This is a genomic window from Salinirussus salinus (assembly GCF_009831455.1).
GTDB lineage: Archaea > Halobacteriota > Halobacteria > Halobacteriales > Haloarculaceae > Salinirussus > Salinirussus salinus.
On the sequence record NZ_WOWO01000001.1, the window covers coordinates 460,842 to 477,434 of the forward strand.

19 protein-coding genes are annotated in these 16,593 nt (G+C 69.9%); 9 read left to right on the forward strand and 10 right to left on the reverse strand.

What is annotated here, in order from left to right:
• Positions 1-46: 46 nt before the first annotated feature.
• From GN153_RS02305 to GN153_RS02325, 5 genes are all read right to left on the reverse strand, one after another.
• The gene (locus GN153_RS02305; RefSeq protein ID WP_159899362.1) at positions 47-583 is read right to left on the reverse strand and encodes a cob(I)yrinic acid a,c-diamide adenosyltransferase; all 537 of its coding nucleotides are present in this window, start codon (positions 581-583) and stop codon (positions 47-49) included.
• Positions 584-615: 32 nt separating this feature from the next.
• Positions 616-954: a DUF7521 family protein gene (locus GN153_RS02310; protein ID WP_159899364.1), complete on the reverse strand. Its 339-nt coding sequence runs from the start codon at positions 952-954 to the stop codon at positions 616-618.
• Between the two features lie 78 nt (positions 955-1,032).
• On the reverse strand, positions 1,033-1,320 hold the full coding sequence (locus tag GN153_RS02315) for a DUF7521 family protein (protein ID WP_159899366.1): 288 nt from the start codon (positions 1,318-1,320) through the stop codon (positions 1,033-1,035).
• Complete coding sequence (locus tag GN153_RS02320) at positions 1,317-1,694, reverse strand: winged helix-turn-helix domain-containing protein (RefSeq protein WP_159899368.1); 378 nt, start codon at positions 1,692-1,694, stop codon at positions 1,317-1,319. The genes GN153_RS02315 and GN153_RS02320 overlap by 4 nt, the downstream gene beginning before the upstream one ends.
• 122 nt (positions 1,695-1,816) lie before the next feature.
• The gene (locus GN153_RS02325; RefSeq protein ID WP_159899370.1) at positions 1,817-2,536 is read right to left on the reverse strand and encodes a halocyanin domain-containing protein; all 720 of its coding nucleotides are present in this window, start codon (positions 2,534-2,536) and stop codon (positions 1,817-1,819) included.
• 191 nt (positions 2,537-2,727) lie between these two features.
• Between GN153_RS02325 and nirK the strand changes: the two genes are divergently transcribed.
• From nirK to GN153_RS02340, 3 genes are all read left to right on the forward strand, one after another.
• Positions 2,728-3,846 carry a copper-containing nitrite reductase gene (gene nirK, locus GN153_RS02330; protein ID WP_159899372.1) on the forward strand — a complete coding sequence of 373 codons (1,119 nt, stop codon included), beginning with the start codon at positions 2,728-2,730 and terminating at the stop codon, positions 3,844-3,846.
• A gap of 62 nt (positions 3,847-3,908) precedes the next feature.
• A complete protein-coding gene (locus tag GN153_RS02335; protein ID WP_159899374.1) occupies positions 3,909-4,595 on the forward strand; it encodes a CehA/McbA family metallohydrolase in 687 nt (228 codons plus the stop codon).
• On the forward strand, positions 4,595-5,677 hold the full coding sequence (locus tag GN153_RS02340) for an asparagine synthase C-terminal domain-containing protein (protein ID WP_159899376.1): 1,083 nt from the start codon (positions 4,595-4,597) through the stop codon (positions 5,675-5,677). Before GN153_RS02335 ends, GN153_RS02340 begins: the two co-directional genes overlap by 1 nt.
• 637 nt (positions 5,678-6,314) lie before the next feature.
• Here GN153_RS02340 and GN153_RS02345 read toward each other — a convergent pair.
• Both GN153_RS02345 and GN153_RS02350 read right to left on the reverse strand, forming a co-directional pair.
• The gene (locus GN153_RS02345) at positions 6,315-6,788 is read right to left on the reverse strand and encodes an NUDIX hydrolase (protein WP_159899378.1); all 474 of its coding nucleotides are present in this window, start codon (positions 6,786-6,788) and stop codon (positions 6,315-6,317) included.
• 44 nt (positions 6,789-6,832) lie between these two features.
• Positions 6,833-7,060: a DUF2061 domain-containing protein gene (locus GN153_RS02350; protein ID WP_236544736.1), complete on the reverse strand. Its 228-nt coding sequence runs from the start codon at positions 7,058-7,060 to the stop codon at positions 6,833-6,835.
• 149 nt (positions 7,061-7,209) lie between these two features.
• Here GN153_RS02350 and glyA point away from each other — a divergent pair, with 149 nt between their 5' ends.
• The 3 genes from glyA (at position 7,210) to GN153_RS02365 (ending at position 10,706) form a co-directional block, all read left to right on the forward strand.
• Positions 7,210-8,457, forward strand: coding sequence for a serine hydroxymethyltransferase (gene glyA / locus GN153_RS02355; protein ID WP_159899382.1), 1,248 nt, complete (start codon positions 7,210-7,212; stop codon positions 8,455-8,457).
• A 188-nt stretch (positions 8,458-8,645) separates the two neighbouring features.
• Positions 8,646-10,106, forward strand: coding sequence for a halocyanin domain-containing protein (locus GN153_RS02360; RefSeq protein WP_236544737.1), 1,461 nt, complete (start codon positions 8,646-8,648; stop codon positions 10,104-10,106).
• 42 nt (positions 10,107-10,148) lie between these two features.
• A complete protein-coding gene (locus GN153_RS02365) occupies positions 10,149-10,706 on the forward strand; it encodes a hypothetical protein (RefSeq protein WP_159899385.1) in 558 nt (185 codons plus the stop codon).
• Between the two features lie 346 nt (positions 10,707-11,052).
• On the opposite strand, the gene GN153_RS02370 is transcribed toward GN153_RS02365, so the two are convergent.
• Positions 11,053-13,293 carry a bacterio-opsin activator domain-containing protein gene (locus GN153_RS02370; protein WP_159899387.1) on the reverse strand — a complete coding sequence of 747 codons (2,241 nt, stop codon included), beginning with the start codon at positions 13,291-13,293 and terminating at the stop codon, positions 11,053-11,055.
• A gap of 126 nt (positions 13,294-13,419) precedes the next feature.
• Positions 13,420-13,569, reverse strand: a complete 150-nt coding sequence (locus tag GN153_RS17420) for a hypothetical protein (RefSeq protein ID WP_201287794.1) — start codon at positions 13,567-13,569, stop codon at positions 13,420-13,422.
• Positions 13,570-13,710: 141 nt separating this feature from the next.
• Here GN153_RS17420 and GN153_RS02375 point away from each other — a divergent pair, with 141 nt between their 5' ends.
• Positions 13,711-14,604, forward strand: coding sequence for a tetrahydrofolate dehydrogenase/cyclohydrolase catalytic domain-containing protein (locus tag GN153_RS02375; protein WP_159899389.1), 894 nt, complete (start codon positions 13,711-13,713; stop codon positions 14,602-14,604).
• Between the two features lie 37 nt (positions 14,605-14,641).
• On the opposite strand, the gene GN153_RS02380 is transcribed toward GN153_RS02375, so the two are convergent.
• Positions 14,642-15,337, reverse strand: coding sequence for a DUF7117 family protein (locus tag GN153_RS02380; protein WP_159899391.1), 696 nt, complete (start codon positions 15,335-15,337; stop codon positions 14,642-14,644).
• Positions 15,338-15,966: 629 nt separating this feature from the next.
• On the opposite strand from GN153_RS02380, the gene GN153_RS02385 reads away from it, so the two are divergent.
• Positions 15,967-16,242, forward strand: a complete 276-nt coding sequence (locus tag GN153_RS02385) for a PadR family transcriptional regulator (RefSeq protein WP_159899393.1) — start codon at positions 15,967-15,969, stop codon at positions 16,240-16,242.
• A gap of 58 nt (positions 16,243-16,300) precedes the next feature.
• On the forward strand, positions 16,301-16,540 hold the full coding sequence (locus GN153_RS02390; RefSeq protein ID WP_159899395.1) for a hypothetical protein: 240 nt from the start codon (positions 16,301-16,303) through the stop codon (positions 16,538-16,540).
• Positions 16,541-16,593 lie beyond the last annotated feature (53 nt).

Below are 16,593 nucleotides of genomic sequence, written 5' to 3' on the forward strand. Positions count from 1 at the left end.
GCGGGAGGCTGCCGCGTCGTACGGCAGTTCGCGGGGCGGGACGCGCTCAGTACTCGGGGTTCTCCTCCCGGACACCCTCGCGCTTGTTGACCACGCGGGCGAGGGTAAACAGCGCATCGGAGAGGCGGTTGAGGTAGACGATGGCGGTCTCGTTGACGGCGGCCTCCTCGGAGGCGAAGGCGACCGCGCGGCGCTCGGCGCGGCGACAGACCGCGCGGGCGTGGTGCAGCCGCGACCCGGGGCCCGAGCCGCTGGGGAGGATGAAGGACTCGAGGGGGTCGAGTTCGTCGTCGTAGCCGTCGATCCACCCCTCGACCTGGTCGACGTGCTCCTCGCGGACGGCGGGGTCGTCCTCGTCGGGCTCGGGGTTGGCGAAGTCAGCCTGGACGATGTGGAGGTGATTCTGGGCCTCCCGGAGCTGGGCGTCGACGTCGTCGTGGCCGGTCGGCCGGACCGTCCCCACTAGGGCGTTGAGTTCGTCGACGGTGCCGTAGGCCTCGATGCGTCCGCTGGCCTTCGAGACGCGGTCCATGTTCCGCAGGTCGGTCATCCCCTCGTCGCCGCGGCCGGTGTAGACCTTCATATACCCTCCTCGGGCGGCACGGACTTAGGCGTTCAGTCGCCGGCCGCGCCGCCGGCTTCCTCGCGGTCGCGGGAGCTGTCGCGGCCGGCGCCCTCGGCGTACAGCGAGTAGGTCATCACGCCGAGGCCGAGGGCGGTGAACACGCTCTGTGCGGTGACGCTGGCGTCCAGCGAGAGCCCGAGATACTGGTGTCCGAGTCCGCCGGCCAGCGCTCCGGCGGTGAGCAGGCCGATCCCGAGCGCAAGCGCGCGCAGGGCGGGCGAGTCAGTCCGTCGTGCGGCCCGGGCGGCGAGCAACGTGAGCGCACCGCCACAGACCAGCGTGACGGTCTTGGCCGCTACGAGGAGGACGCTGACCTCGCCGGCTACCATGACTGCCCCTCCATGCCAGGCTGTCTCCCGGGCTCGTACTTATACTCCGGCGCGCGTTCCTGCGGCCTGAAAATCTGCCTACTCGGTGTACAGCGAGTAGACGATGACCGCGAAGCCGACGGTGACGAGGGCGCTCTCGACCAGCAGACCGACCTGGATCCGGAACTGGAGGACCTGGTCGAGCACCCCCGCAAGCAACGTGCCGAGGGTCACCACCCCGAACCCGATCGACAGCGCCCGCAGGGCGGGGGCGCCGGTCCGCCGGTAGGCCTTGTAGGAGAGGTAGGTGATGAGTGCGCCCAGCAGCAACGTCAGCGTCTTCAGCGCGACGATGGCGACCGGCGTGGTGATCTGGTGTGGACTCATGTTTCCTTGCGCACCTCCGACCAGAGGTCAGCGAGCCGTTCGTCGGCCGACCGGGGCCGGCGCGCGATGTCGGCCTCGAACTCCCGGCTCTCCGAGAGCCCGATGACCACCTCCTCGAACGCGACGGCGTACCGGCTGGCGTGCTGGCCGTCCGGCCGGACCGCGACCCCCTCGTCGAGCAGCGACGCCTCCGTCAGCAGGTCGAGCTTCCGGTAGGTCGTCGAGAGGGGGACGTCCGCGGCCTCGGCGATCTCGTCCGCGGTCATCGGTTCCTCCAGTGCCCGCACGATGGCCCGACAGTCCGGGTCGTCCAGCGCGTCCAGCACCGCTTGCAGGTCCGGCGTATCGTCGTCCGCGAACGGGTCACGGACCATCCTACCCCGCACTCCCCGCGCCACGGATAAAACCGCTCCGACATCGGGGCGGGGCGGAACGGCGACGGGACGCGCGGACGGCGCGGTCGGCCGTCTGTCTCGACCCGCGGTGGTCCACGGTGTCACCGCGTGTAGCGTCTCCGCCGGTCGGACTGCTCGCGCTGCCGGCGGCGCAGGAGGACGAGAAACAGCAGCGGCGAAAGTAACCCGAGCACGATCATCGCAGCCAGGGTCTGGAGCGCGGTGTCGTTCGCGGAGTTGGGCGGGCCGGAATCGCCGCCACCACCCTCGCCGCCGTTACCGCCGCCGCCCTCGCCACCGCTACCGCCACCGTCGCCGCCGCCCTCGCCACTGCCACCGCCGCCGTCCTCGCCGCCGGTGTCGGGCAGGTCGCCGACGACGACGACCCCTTTCATCCCGAGTCCGCGGTGGGGTCGACAGAAGTACTTCACCACGCCCGCGGAGTCGAAGGTTCGCTCGTAGGTGAACCCCTCCTCCGAGGTGAGGTCGCTCTCGAAGTTCCCGGCCTCGTCGACGACGTTGTGCTGCTGGCCCTCGCCGGTCCACTCCCAGCGGACCGTCGTCCCGGGGTCGACCTGGACGGCGGCGGGACCGAAGCCGTAGGCGCCGCCGTTGGCCTCGACGCCGACCTCAACGGTCGCCTCCTCCTGTCCGGTCGCGTCGACGACCGTCCCGTCGTAGTTGCCCACGTCCGAGAGCCAGCCGTCGAAGTCGGTCTGTGCGGCGGCCGGTCCGGCCGCCGAGGCGACGGCGACCGCCGCTGTCGCCCCGCCGGCGGCTCTCAGCAACCCCCGCCGCGTGTACGCGCTCTCTCCGTCCATACCTGTGTCTGCCACGGTCGCCACTCATAAAACCGATTATTCGTCACGGGCTCGCAGACCCGCCCCGCCCCCAGTGTTGCTCCGGGGGTCCTTCGACGCGCGAACATGTTCACGCCCGTTCTCGACGCCTTATACTCCTGATTCTCCTTAAGATGTTCCTCCGCACACGTCCACACGCAAGGTGACCACCAATGTTCGATACTTCGCGGCGGCGGATGCTCCAGGCGCTCGGGATCGGGGGCGTGGCGTCGGTCGCCGGCTGTGCCGGCGCCCCGCAGACTGAGAGTGACCCGCCGTCGACTGGCTCCGCCCCGGTCCAGACGGACACGGGCACGCCTGCGCCCAAACAGACCGACGTGGACTCGGTCGCGGCGGACCCCGCGGACCTGCCAGACCCGGTCGACCGGGACAGCACGGCGACGGTCGAGGTCGACCTCGAGGTCCGGGAGGTGACCGCCGAGGTCGAGCCCGGCGTCACGTTCGACTACATGACCTTCAACGGGACCGTGCCCGGCCCGATGGTCCGCGTGCGGCGCGGTGACACCGTCGAACTCACCATCCGCAACCCCGAGGGCAACGGGATGCCCCACAACGTCGACTTCCACGCCGCCTACGGGACCGGCGGGGGTGCGGAGGCGACCGGCGTCAACCCCGGCGAGCAGAACAAGCTGAAGTTCCAGGCCCGCTACCCCGGCGCGTTCATCTACCACTGTGCGGTCCCGAACCTCGACTACCACATCTCCGCAGGGATGTTCGGGATGATCCTCGTCGAGCCCGAGGACGGGATGCCCGAGGTCGACCGGGAGTTCTACCTCGGCCAGCACGAGCTCTACACGGACAAGGCGACCGGCGAGGAGGGCCACCACGGCTTCGACTTCCAGGCGATGGCCGCCGAGGAGCCGACCTACGTCCTCCTGAACGGCGAAAAGTACGCCTACGCCGCGGCCCGGTACGGCCCGCTCGAGGCCGAAGTCGGCGAGACCGTCCGGGTGTTCCTGGTCGACGGGGGGCCGAACGTCACCTCGAATTTCCACCCGATCGGAAACGTCTGGACGAAGGCCTGGCCGAACGGCGCGGTCGCGGGCGACCCCGACCGGTTCGCCCAGACGATGAAGGTCGCGCCCGGTAGCTGTTTCGTCGGCGACATGGAGCTTCCGGTGACCGAGCGGATCAAGCTGGTCGACCACGCGCTCAGCCGCGTGGCCAGGAAGGGACTGCTCGCCGAGATCGACGTCGCCGGGCCGGAAAACGAAGAGATCTACGACCCCGACTTCGGCGGCTCGCGCCACGACGACCCGATGTACAGCTAAGAACGGACGGTTTCCCCCCGGTGACCCGGGAACCTTTTTTAACTCCCTGCACAAGAGCCGGTGTGCTCTCGGTCGAACTGCACGCCCACTCCGAGGCCTCGTACGACGGCCGTGACCCCGTCGAGCGGCTGCTCGAGCGGGCCCAAACTGTCGGCCTCGACGGCCTCGCGGTCACCGACCACGACGCCATCCAGGCCAGCCTGGAAGCCGCCGACCTGGCCCCGGAGTACGACCTCGTCGGGATCCCGGGGATGGAGGTCACCAGCGCCGCCGGCCACGTGCTCGCGCTGGGCGTGCGCGAACTGGTCCCCGAGGGGCTGTCCTTCGCGGAGACGCTCGACCGGATCCACGACCTCGGCGGCGTGGCGGTGGTCCCCCATCCCTTCCAGACCTCCCGCAGCGGCGTCCTCGCCAACATCTCGGAGGACGAACTAGCGGAGGCTGACGCCATCGAGATCTACAACTCCCGGCTGCTGACCGGGCGAGCCAACCGCCGGGCCGAGCGCTTCGCCCGCCGACGTGGGCTCCCGATGACGGCCGGCAGCGACGCCCACATCGCCGAGATGGTCGGCCAGGCGGTCACCCACGTCGACACCGACGAACGGAGCGCCGCGGCCATCCTTGAGGCGGTCCGCGAGGGCCGGACGACCGTCGAGGGCCGGCGCACTCCCTTCTACATCAGCTTCCGGCAGGCCGCCGGCGGCGTCAAACGCCGGGCGGTCAGCCGCGTCCAGCGCCTGCTCGACTGATGCGCGGCGCCGACCCCGACCTCGTCCGCCGGGCGCTCGCCGACCGCGACCCCCTACCCGGCACGACCGGCTTCGCCGGCGCTCTCGACGGCCGGCTCGTCCGCGACGTGCTCGGCCGGGAACCGCTGTACACCGACCCGGGGAACGGGGACTGGAGTCACGACCCCGCCGACCTCGACGAGCCGGTCCCGGTCCCGGCCGGGCACGTCCGCGAAGGGGTGGAGACCGAGCGCGTCTGGCGCCTTCCCGACCCGGATCCGGTCGGGGACCGGGGAGCGGTCGAGGCGGTCCGGCGGGCGCTCGGTGCGGCACTGGACGGGGTTGCCGCCCGCGGGACCGACGGGCTCGCCGTCGCCTTTTCGGGGGGTGTTGACTCGGCGCTGCTGGCCGCCCGGCTGGACGCGCCGCTGTACGTCGCGGGCTTTTCGGACAGCGCGGACGTGGCCGCCGCCCGCGAGGGGGCGCGCCTGCTCGGGCGCGAGGCGGACCTGCGGGTCGTGAAACTCGACCACGACCGGCTGGTGGCGGCGGTGCCCGAGGTGGTGGCGGCGACGGGCCGGACGGACCCGATGGACGTCGGGATCGCTCTCCCGCTGTTTCTGGTCGCCCGCCGGGCGGCCGCCGACGGCCACGACCGGCTGGCGCTCGGCCAGGGTGCCGACGAGCTGTTCGGCGGCTACGACAAAGTCGCCGGCGCGCCCACCGATTCCCGGGTGGAGGCCACGACCGTCCGTGGGGCGCGCCGCGAGGTGCTGGGGTCGCTGCCCGGGCAGCTCCCGCGGGACGTGCTCGCCTTGCGGGCTGCGGGTGTCGAACCCGTCACGCCGCTGTTGCACGACCGCGTGGTTCGGGCGGCGCTGGCGCTCGACGGCGAGGCGCTCGCGGGCGGCAGCGAGCGCAAGCGCGCGCTCCGGCTTGCGGCCCGTGCGTGGCTCCCCGACCGGCTGGCCTTCCGGAAAAAGCGGGCTGTCCAGTACGGCAGCCACGTCGACCGCGAACTCGCCCGGCTGGCCCGACGGAACGGCTTCAAGCCCCGGATGGAGGACAACGTCCAGCGGTACGTCGAATCGCTGGTGGTATAGTCGCCTCGTTCGTGATACAATCGCCTCATCTCCGTTTCGGCGCGCGCTGTCGCGGCTCCTGCCGCGACAACACTGTGCGAGGGGCGAGTAGCGCAGGAGCGAACGGAGTGAGCGACGAGCAACGCAGTCGGCTGGGGAGGTGTGTGGCGTCGGGCGGGGTCGAGAGGGGCGAGCCGCTGGACGAGCGAGACGACGTAAGCACCGCAACGAGCGACGCGAGTGAGGAGCGCAGCGAGTCGCAGCCGTCCAGCGGCTCGGGGCTCTCTCCGTCAGTAGGCGGAGACCAGAGAAAGCCCCCGCGTTCTCGACTCGCGCGGCTCGCTGCGCTCCTCGTCGTTCCCTCCGGTCACTCCTGTGGTGCTTGCGTCACCGGGAGAGCGAAGCTCTCCCGAGCTCACGGCGGCTCCGCCGCCGTGAACGCCGTGCTTCGTCGAGAACGCGGCCCCTTTCAGTCCCACCCATGCTCGCGGTTACACCGCTCGCACTCGTTGCGCTCACTTCGTTCGCGCAACGCACGCCACACACCTCCCCAGCCGATTCGCTCGTTCGGTCGCATAGCTCCCTCACTCGCTCACCCCTCGCGCGGCATCGTCGCAGCACGAGGCTGCGACAGCGCGCGCCGAAGTGCAATCGCAGTCTACACCGACTCCACGGCCTCGATAGCCCGTTGCCCGACCTCGACCACGTCCGCCTCGAGTTCGTCGGCCCGGTCACGCAGGTCCCCCGGCGTGAGCCACTCCCAGTCGGCGGCGGGCTGCTCGCCCGGTCCGGGGGTGATGTCGCGGCTTTCGACCTGCCCGTAGAAGACGAAGTCGATATGCTGGTGGCCGACCTCGCCGCCGCAGGTGTTGATGTCCTCCAGCAGGAAGTGCTGGGGCTTGGGGATGCTCTCGGCGGTCGGCGAGTCGACCCCGTCCTGCGGCGCGACCAGCTCGACATCCATCCCGAGCTCCTCCCGCACCTCCCGCCGGGCGGCCCCGTGGGGGGTCTCGTCGCGGTCGATGTGGCCACCGGGCGGAAGCCACATGTCGAGCTTGTCGTGGCGGTGCAGCGCGGTCGCGCCGTCGTTGACGACGTAGACCGTCGCGACGAAGTGACGCGTCGTCTCCATGCCTTCCCCTCGGCTGCCGGCGGTTTCAGCGTTGGCCTTGCCACTCAGCGCCGGCCTTGTCCCCCGACCCGTGGCGGCGGCAGGACCGCCGCCCAGGCGCGCTCGTGGGCGTAGTAGACGCCCATCTTCACGAGGCTCGCACCGAGCCCGATGCCCAGCGCCGCCCCGCCGTCACCCACCACGAGGTAGGCGACCGTCACCGTCACCGCCAGGCTCGTCAGCCGGTAGGTGAGGGTCTTGGCAAGAAACCGCCGGCGTGCGACGAATGACAACATAGAACAACATAGAGGTATATATCCTATATATTTAACGGAGCCGCGGACCGCGCGGGCGGTCGCTGCTCCGGCGGGGCCGGTGCCGCCTGGTCCCGGGTGCGCGGGCGGAAAGGCAGATTCTTACCCCCGACGGCCGTGGGTCGGGTATGAGCTACGACAGGGTCAGGGAGACCGACCCCGCGGTCGCGGACGCACTCGCGAGCGAGCGCGAGCGCCAGAACGACACGCTGGCGATGATCGCCAGCGAGAACCACGCCAGCGAGGCCGTCATGGAGGCCCAGGGCTCGGAACTCACCAACAAGTACGCCGAGGGCTACCCCGGCGAGCGCTACTACGCGGGCTGCGAGCACGCCGACACCGTCGAGGAACTCGCCCGCGAGCGCGCGAAGGAACTGTGGGGGGCCGACCACGTCAACGTCCAGCCACACTCCGGTACCCAGGCCAACATGGGCGTCTACCTCGCGATGCTCGAGCCCGGGGACAAGATCCTCTCGATGGAACTCGAGCACGGCGGCCACCTCTCGCACGGCCACCCCGCCAACTTCACCGGCAAGACCTACGAGGTCGAACAGTACGGCGTCGACCCCGAGACGGGCTACATCGACTACGAGGACCTCGCAGCGACCGCCGCCGAGTTCGAGCCCGACATCGTCGTCTCGGGCTACTCCGCGTACCCCCGCGACATCGACTTCGAGCGCATCCAGGGCGTCGCCGACGACGTGGGCGCCTACCACCTCGCCGACATCGCCCACACCACGGGCCTGGTCGCCGCGGGCGTCCACTCCTCGCCGGTCGGCGTCGCCGACTTCGTCACCGGCTCGACACACAAGACGATCCGCTCGGGCCGCGGTGGCATCATCATGTGTGAGGAGGAGTACGCCGACGACGTCGACGCGGCGGTGTTCCCGGGCGCGCAGGGCGGCCCGCTGATGCACAACATCGCGGGCAAGGCAGTCGGGTTCAAGGAAGCGCTGGAACCGGAGTTCGAGGAGTACGCCCAGCAGGTCGTCGACAACGCCCGCGCGCTCGGCGAGCGACTCCAGGAACACGGCTTCTCGCTGGTGTCGGGCGGGACCGACACCCACCTCGTGCTGGTCGACTTGCGCGAGTCCCACCCCGAGACGACCGGCAAGGACGCCGAGACGGCCCTGGAGGAAGTCGGCATCGTCCTCAACGCCAACACCGTCCCCGGCGAGACCCGCTCGGCCTTTAACCCCTCGGGGATCCGCGCCGGCACGCCCGCGCTCACCACCCGCGGCTTCGGCGAGGAGGCCTGCCGCGAGGTCGCCGACCTCATCTCCCGCGTCGTCGACGACTACGACGACGAGAGCGTGAAAGCCGAGGTCGCCGACCGCGTCGACGAGCTCACCGACGAGTACACGCTGTACGACTGACGGCACGAGGAAGTGACAAAATTAAAGACGGCGCTCTCGGTTGGCGTGCCATGGACAGGCGCCGCCGTCGCCTCATTAGCGGTCTCGCAGGGAGTGTCGGGCTATTCGCCGGTTGTTCGAGCGCCTCCGACCTCGTTGGACCGGATGCTACGGGGGGGACCACGACACGAGGTTCTGCCGACGCCCCCGTGGCTATCGACTGGCTTCCTGCTCCCGACTCGGTAACGACGGCGACCGACCCGCCAGCCTTCACCGTCGCCCCACGACGCGTTGCCGCCGTCGATGACGAACTCGAGAATCAGGTGTACCGTTTCTTCGAAACGCTGGTCAGGTACAAACTCCCTGACATCGACTTCCGCCGGCTTGATGCTGTAGCCAGCGGTCCGCAAACGACTGCTGTGGTCGGGCCATACGACAGAGACAACGCTGTCGACGACGACGACCCGGCCCCGGACCCGCCAGGCGGGGCCGACTGGTTCATCAGCGGCGACCCGACGAACAGCCGGACAGAGCTGACCGGCCTCCGCGACTCGACCGTCGTCGTCGCCGAACCGAGCCTTTCGGCGGACCGGGCGACTGTCGGCGAACGCTCCATAGCCGCTGGCACCAGTGAGGCCAACGGCTACCGCGACCAGCCCGGGATGGACGAGGTCCTCACCGGGCTCGCGGACGCCGACTTCCGGCGGCTCCAGCCGGTCGGGTCGACGGTGGACCGGCGGCCGGAGCGGGGCCTGTTTCCCGACGAACTGGCGTACGGCCTCGGTCTCCGGTTCGACGGGGAATCGACTACCGTGACGGTCGTCAGGGTGTTCGACTCGACGCCCCCCGAACAGGACCTGGAGGCGTGGCTGGCGGCCAACGATTCGCCAGGCCTCGACGGCCCGGAGTTACTGGACCAACGCGCGGTGTTCAGCAGAGAACTACCGACCGACGAGGTGACGTTGCGAACGCTTGCCACGCCGGTCAGGCGTATCGAGACGGCTGACCCCGCCGTTGTCCCGTCAGACTCGAAAACGACGGTCTACACGACCGCTAGCCAGTTCTTTTACAAGCCGTTCTACCAGGACGGTCTGACGGTCCCGTCCGACCGCCCGGTGGAGTTCGTCCTCCGGTCGGAGGATGTCGTCCATGGATTCGAGATAACCGGGACGCCAGTTGACCGGACACTCGTTCCCGGCGAGCGCGCACGCGTGTCGCTCTCCCTGGATGCAGGGGAGTACACCGTCCTGACGAGCCGCTACAACGGCGAAGGCACGGACGCGACGAGGGCTCGGTTGACCGTCGAGGGGGTCGGACAGCGGGGTCGTCTCGAGGAGTGGCTGGCGGAGACAAACAACTTCGACGGCAGCGTCACCGACGCAACCGATCGAGACGAAGTCACCGTTCGTGTCGGTGCGGAGGGTAATGGCGGTCCGTTCGCGTTCGACCCGCCCGCGGTCCGCGTCGAGTCCGGCACGACCGTGCGCTGGGAGTGGTCGAGTGAGGGAGCCCAGCACAGTGTCACTCACACCGACGAGGCGTTCGGGACTGGCGTCAAGGAAGCCCCTTTCAGCTACGAGCACGTCTTCGACGAAGCCGGGATGTACCGGTACTACTGTCTACCACACAGGGGGCTGGGGATGAAAGGCGCTATCCTCGTCGGCGGATAGGTCCAGCAACGCCTTTGTGACCCCGTAACCCGTGTCCCTGGTATGGCAAGTACCGGTGACGGATCGCCTGTACTCCGGAGTCGACGGAGGTACCTCGTCGCGGGTGCGACTGTAGTCCTCGCTCTGGCCGGCTGTACCACCTCGGGGTCGGAGACGGACACTCCCCCCGGCGGTGCGACCGACGACGGGGATGCAGACGCGACAGACACCGACCCCGGGACAGGGGACCTCGACCTCCGAGAGGCCAACGTCGTCGGCGTCGACGTCACGACCGACGGCGGTCGCTACACCTTCGACGTGACGCTGCACCACGACGACGAGGGCGAGGAGGGCTACGCGAACTGGTGGCAGGTCGAACGACTCGACGGTACCCGGCTCGGCCGGCGCGAGCTACTCCACCCCCATGCACAGCAGCCCTTCACCCGCTCGGACAGCTACGACCTGCCCGCGGACGTCTCCTGTGTCGTCGTTCGGGGCCACGACGAGACCCACGGTTACGGCGGACGGGCGATGCTCGTCGACCTGGAGTCGGGAGCGGTCCGGGAGATCGACCAGGGGCGTGACCGGCAGCCGATATCGGCGTCGGCCTGCCCGTCCTGACGCCGGACTCGACGGCCCGCCACAGACGGGGTGTCTCACTGCGGGACGGGCGCTGTCTGTGGCACGGAAAGCGAGGACGGCGGTGGTGGCGGGACAACCAGTTGCGATGCCAGACCGTTCCTGTCGCCCAGTCTTCCGCCGTCCAGGGTGGGTGTGGGGTGGTAAGACGGCGACAGCCGGACCGTCCGACGTGCCTCTGACATTCGACCGGTCGTCGTCCTTCTGTCGCCACTCTCCCGTCGGGGCCGGTCGGGTATGGATTCGTTCGCTAGCATTCCAACGGCCGCCCGCGACGGGGGGCTAATTACTGAAACGCCGGCCGCGACGGCCGGAGCCCGTGACCCTCTCAGCGCGCCGTCCCGGCCGGGTCGTCGAACAGGAGCGCGAACACGCGGCGCTGGCCCTCCCGGAGGTGTCGGGTGACCGTCGGCTGCGAGACCCCGAGCAGCTCGGCCAGCTCCGAACCCGTCGTCTCGCGGGGCGACTCGAAGAAGCCACTCTCGTATGCGGTTCTCAGGACCTCGAGCTGGCGGTCGGTCAGCGCGGCGTCGACGTCGGTCCCGAAGCTACGGCGCGTCCGGGCCGGGCCGTCGACCTCCTGGCGCGCGAGTAGCTCCGTCCCGGGGTAGTGGTCGCTCACCCGGGCGACAAACTCCCGGATATCCCGCTCCTGTGGGAGTCTGACGGTCGCCGTGGTCTCCCCGGGGTGAGCGACCACGTCCTCGGGGATGGCGCCACAGGAGAGGAGTGTCGCCGCCACGCTCCCCTCGGCGACGGTCACCCGGAACACGTACTCCGCCCCACTGTTCACCTCGGTCAGTGACTCGACGGCGACGGAGCCGGCCTCGAGGGCGTGAAGCTCCTCGACCGGCGGGTCGGTCAGCGCGAAGACGAGCCGGGTCGACCCAGTCGCATCCGGCGTCAGCTCGTAGTAGCTCACCGGCTCGCCGGCCGTCGCCGCCACGAGATTCATGAACCCCTCCCCGCCCGGGATCCGCAACTCCAGCTCCGTGCTCCGGTCGGCGAGGACACCCTGCCGGGCCTCGGCGACGTTGATCCCGTAGCCGACGGTCTCGCCGAGGTTCACGAGCGTCTCCCCCATCTCGGCGAAGGCGCCGGGGTCGGTCGCGTAGACAGCCAACGCGCCGTACTGGACCCCGCGGTCGGTCAGCGGGACCGCACACGCCGACTGGAACCCCCGCTCGGCCGCCGCCCGCGCCCACTCGCTGCGCTGGAGGTGGTCGGTCACGTCGACGCAGGTCGCTTCCCCGCCTGCCGCCCGCGCGGCCGGTTCACCGACCCCCCCGTTCAGCTCAAGCGGAGCGTCGTCGAGGTAGCCGGCGCCGTCACCGGCCCAGGCCCGGGGTTCGACCCGGTCGCCGTCGGGCGGGACCGAGCCGATCCAGGCGAACGCGAAGGCCTCGTCGGTCAGCCGCCGGCAGACCATCTCCTCCAGTTCGGCGCGCGAGCGGGCGCGGACGAGAACCCGGTTCACCTCCCGGACGAGCCGGCCGGCCACCTCGACCCGCTCCAGACGGCTCGCCTGCCGGGAGAGTGTCGCCTCCCGCTCGCGCGCGGCCCGCTCGTGTGCCACCCGCTCCAGCGCACTCGTCGCGGTCGAGGCGAGCAGGTCCACCAGCGTCCGCTCGCGGGTGTTGAAGGTACCAGGGGTCCGCGAGGCAGCGACGAGGACGCCGTGCTCGTTGAGCGGCACGAAGACGGCGCTCCGGGCGTCGGTGTCGGGGTTCGCGAGCCGGTCGGCCTCCGCGAGGTAGTCGAACGTCCGGGTCTCGCCGGTCGCGTAGGCCTGCCAGACCTGAGCGTCGCCGTTCCCCGGACCGAACGTCAGCGTGTCGCCGTAAAACTCCCTGAGGAGGGCGGTGACGGTCGCCGGTTCGAGGACGTTCTTTTCGGGGTCGAACCGGAAGACGCCGACGGCCTCGACGTCCAGCACGTCCGTCGCGACTTCGACCGCCGTCTCGTAGACTGTCCCGGCGGTCTCCGCACTTTCGAGCCGCTCGGCGGCCGCCTGCAGGAACTCGAGCGTTCGCTCGCGTTTGCGGTGCTGGAGCGAGCCGATGGTCCGTCCGACCGCCGCCCCGAGCCCGTCGAGCGCGTCCCGCTCGTGGACTCCGTAGGCGTCCCGGCGGGCGTCGCCGACGACCAGGAGGCGGTAGACTTCGCCCCGGTGGGCGACGGGGACGAACGCGAGGGTTCCGACCCCGCGTTCCTCGGCGAGACTCCGCCAGGCTGTGGGGGAGTTCTCCCCGCGGGGGTCGGCGACCTGCGTGCGCTCGCGCCCGACCGCGAGCAGGCCGGGGCTGGGACCCTCGGTGGGCACGAGGCTCGTGGCAGTCTCCTCGTCGACCCCCGCCGCCGTCCGGAACGTGAACTCGCGGTCGTCGTAGCAGAAGACGGCCACGAATTCGACGGGTCCGGCGCTTCCGACGGTGTCACGGACCGTCCGGTCGACTCCTGCCCGACTCGTCGCGTCCACGAGCCGTTCCTCGACCCGCTCTGCGAGCAACTCCAGGCGCTCGACCGACGAGACCGTCCGGTCGCCGGCGTCGCCTACGTCTGCTGGCATCGGCCCCCCCGTCGCGCTGCGGTGCGCGCCTCTCTGGAGTGCATGCTACGTGTGACGGCATTGTCGTTATAGAGGGATGATAGTTTGCCATGAGAGCCAAACGTCGCCGGCCGGGTGGGTGCTCTCTCAGCGCTCGACCGGGACCGTCAGCGAGGACTGGACCCAGGCGTACTCGTTGTGCGGATCCGAGACCATCGCCACCGTCGTGTCCCGGAGTTCGAACTCCTCGTACGTCTCGCGGACCGCGGCCCCGCCCGTCGTGTCGACTTCGCTCATACCCTCAGGTGGCGTCACACCGGCATAGCCGTACTTTCAAACATGTGACGCGGCCCGTTCGGCCGACGCTAACTATTGAACCCGGCGGCGACAGACGGGGATTCCGGGACGTTCAAGAGCGGCCGTCCCCCTCCCCCTGACATGACGGAGATACTTGACGGCGAGGCGCTCGCCGCGGAGGTCAGGGAGGGGCTCGTGGCGGCCATCGAGCGCCTGGCCGACGCCGGGGCCCGGCCGACGCTTGCGACGGTGCTGATGAGCGAGGACCCCGCCAGCGAGACCTACGTCTCGATGAAACAGGACGACTGCGCGGAGGTGGGGATCGAGGCCCGCGACATCGGGATCGACCCCGACGCGCCCGCCGCGGAGCTATACGATACCATCGACGACCTGAACGCAGACCCCGAAGTGAACGGGATTCTCGTCCAGATGCCCGTCCCCGACCACGTCGACAAGCGCCGCGTCCTCCGTCGGATCGACCCCGCGAAGGACGTCGACGGCTTCCACCCCGAGAACGTCGGCCGGCTGGTCGCGGGCGACGCCCGGTTCAAGCCCTGTACGCCCCACGGCATCCAGAAGCTGCTGGCAGCGGCCGGCGTCGACCCCGAGGGGAAAGACGCCGTCGTCGTCGGGCGCTCTGACATCGTCGGCAAGCCGATGGCGAACCTCCTGATGCAGAAGACCGCCGGCGGCAACGCCACGGTGACCGTCTGTCACTCCCGGACCGACGACCTGGCCGCGAAGACCCGCGGTGCGGACATCCTCGTCGCTGCCGCCGGCGCCCCGGAGATGATAGACGGCGACATGCTCAGCGAAGGGGTCGTGGTGGTCGACGTCGGCGTCAACCGCGTCGATGCCGACACCGAGAAGGGGTACGAACTCGTCGGGGACGTCGACTTCGAGAGCGCACGTGAGAAAGCGCGCGCCATCACGCCCGTCCCGGGCGGCGTGGGGCCGATGACCCGCGCGATGCTGCTGTACAACACGGTGAAGGCGACCGCCCAGGACGCGGGCGTCGAGGTCGACCTGCCCTGACCTGCCGGCCAACCACTCCGCTGTCGGCCTGTTCGACTCAGACCCGTTCCTGCGCCCGCGCGAGGGCCGTCTCGTCGTCCGCCTCGAGGTAAGCGTGCAGGTCACGGAGCGCACGGACGACCCGCTCCGCACGCTCGGGCTCGACGTCGCCGTCGAGCGCCTCGACACGCTTGCGCTCGGCGCGGACTCCCGAGAGCACCCGGCTCACCTCGCGGTCCGGGTCGTCGTACACCCGCCGGAGGTCGCTCACGTAGGCGTCCGCCGCGGCCGCGACCGCCAGCCCGCGCCCGGCGCGCAGCCCCGCGGGCACCTCCTCCGGGTCGGGGCGCTCGCCGCTGTCGGCGGTCCGCAGCAGCTCCAGCAGGTACAGCTCCGCCGCGTCGTCGACCCGCATCCGGCGCGCGAGTTCGGCCCCGACCCGCCGCAGCTCCGCCGCCGCCAGATACGTGTCGTCGAGCGGCTCCAGCCGGCCGGCGTGGACGAACCCCGCCCGACGGACGTACTCGGCAGACGCCTCGCCGGCTCGCCGTGCCAGCTCGTCGGTCGAGGCGGTGTCGACCGCGTTTCGCACCTCACTCAGGTCGAGTTCGACCGCGCCGCCGGTGTGCTCGGCGCGCTCGCCGACGCCGACGCTTCTGACCGAGCCACACGCCGGACACTGTATCTCCCCGGTCTCGTAGTACGACCAGCGCTCGCCACAGTCGGTACACTCGCGCTCGCCGCGTATCTCCATACGCCACCTACGCGCCAGCCGGGCATAAGCGCCGGCCATCGCTGCCGGCGGCGCCGGGGCTCCCGTCGGCCCGGTCGACACGGCAGACTCCCGGGGGCCCGGTTCGTGTCAACCGAGCGGCCGACATGTTTAAGTTCATCAACCCGGTTGTATCAGGTGACGCTTCGCTTGGAGGGCCGAAGCGTCAGCGGGGACCAATTCAGGGCGGCAAGCGTTCACGCGGGCCTTTTTCCGCCCGCGTGACTTGCTTTCCTTTCGCTGCACGCTCGCGAGCCACAGCCGCGTCTGTCTGCCGACAGCTGCCAGGACAGCTCCGCCACCCGGCCGCCGCGCGCCGCTCCGTCGTCTAGTATTCTGACCCGTCCGTCCGGCTACGCTTGCCCTCTCGTATAATATCGTGTACATGACTGGGTCGGTCGGCCGCCGCAGCTGGCGTCTCCCGTAGATATTCAGTTACCGTGTCACGTCGGTGTATTTACCCCGCTCAGAACTCCTCGGCCGTACTCTCGATATCCAGTCACGCCGGACGACTCCTGGCTTCCTTGCTCGACCCGAGTGACGGCCTGGTTACGTATTTGAAACGCCATATTTAAGATAATCAGACACGTACGGATCGGCAGAGCTCACCGATGTACGACCTGACAGGCTTCCAGCGCGACCTGCTGTACGTCATCGCCGGGAAGGAGGAGCCCCACGGGCTGGCGATCAAGGACGAACTCGAGGAGTACTACGAGAAGGAGATCCACCACGGGCGGCTGTATCCCAACCTCGACACGCTGGTCGACAAGGGGCTCGTGGAGAAGGGCCAGCGCGACCGACGAACCAACTTCTACAGCCTGACGCGCCGGGGCACCCGCGAGATCGAGGCCCGCCGCGAGTGGGAAGACCAGTACGTCGAGATGTAGTCCCGGCGGTGTCGTGGACTCCCTGTGGCTCCCGTTTCCCTCCACCCGTCCCCCACCGATGGACAGCCGCCTGCTGACCGCTGCCGTCGGCGTCGCCGCGAGCCTGCTCGTCAGCGCCCTCGCCTGGGTCGCCCTCGACACCCTCTTTCTGTTCTTTTTCGTCCCGTTCGTCCCCTTCCTGTTCCGACGCGGTGCCGACCGCACCGAGCCGACGGTCCGGCACTGCCCGGTCTGTGACTACCGGACGACCGACGACCGTCACGAGTACTGCCCCCGGGACGGCCACCGCCTGGAGTGAGGTCCCGGGACCGCTACTCCGGCCCGGAAACCGGTGGATACATTTTCCAGGCG

Coding starts and splice junctions, on each gene's coding strand:
- GN153_RS02305 (WP_159899362.1), bottom strand. CDS start 583: ATGAAGGTCTACACCGGCCGCGGCGACGAGGGGATGACCGACCTGCGG.
- GN153_RS02310 (WP_159899364.1), bottom strand. CDS start 954: ATGGTAGCCGGCGAGGTCAGCGTCCTCCTCGTAGCGGCCAAGACCGTC.
- GN153_RS02315 (WP_159899366.1), bottom strand. CDS start 1,320: ATGAGTCCACACCAGATCACCACGCCGGTCGCCATCGTCGCGCTGAAG.
- GN153_RS02320 (WP_159899368.1), bottom strand. CDS start 1,694: ATGGTCCGTGACCCGTTCGCGGACGACGATACGCCGGACCTGCAAGCG.
- GN153_RS02325 (WP_159899370.1), bottom strand. CDS start 2,536: ATGGACGGAGAGAGCGCGTACACGCGGCGGGGGTTGCTGAGAGCCGCC.
- nirK (WP_159899372.1), top strand. CDS start 2,728: ATGTTCGATACTTCGCGGCGGCGGATGCTCCAGGCGCTCGGGATCGGG.
- GN153_RS02340 (WP_159899376.1), top strand. CDS start 4,595: ATGCGCGGCGCCGACCCCGACCTCGTCCGCCGGGCGCTCGCCGACCGC.
- GN153_RS02345 (WP_159899378.1), bottom strand. CDS start 6,788: ATGGAGACGACGCGTCACTTCGTCGCGACGGTCTACGTCGTCAACGAC.
- glyA (WP_159899382.1), top strand. CDS start 7,210: ATGAGCTACGACAGGGTCAGGGAGACCGACCCCGCGGTCGCGGACGCA.
- GN153_RS02365 (WP_159899385.1), top strand. CDS start 10,149: ATGGCAAGTACCGGTGACGGATCGCCTGTACTCCGGAGTCGACGGAGG.
- GN153_RS02370 (WP_159899387.1), bottom strand. CDS start 13,293: ATGCCAGCAGACGTAGGCGACGCCGGCGACCGGACGGTCTCGTCGGTC.
- GN153_RS17420 (WP_201287794.1), bottom strand. CDS start 13,569: ATGAGCGAAGTCGACACGACGGGCGGGGCCGCGGTCCGCGAGACGTAC.
- GN153_RS02375 (WP_159899389.1), top strand. CDS start 13,711: ATGACGGAGATACTTGACGGCGAGGCGCTCGCCGCGGAGGTCAGGGAG.
- GN153_RS02380 (WP_159899391.1), bottom strand. CDS start 15,337: ATGGAGATACGCGGCGAGCGCGAGTGTACCGACTGTGGCGAGCGCTGG.
- GN153_RS02385 (WP_159899393.1), top strand. CDS start 15,967: ATGTACGACCTGACAGGCTTCCAGCGCGACCTGCTGTACGTCATCGCC.
- GN153_RS02390 (WP_159899395.1), top strand. CDS start 16,301: ATGGACAGCCGCCTGCTGACCGCTGCCGTCGGCGTCGCCGCGAGCCTG.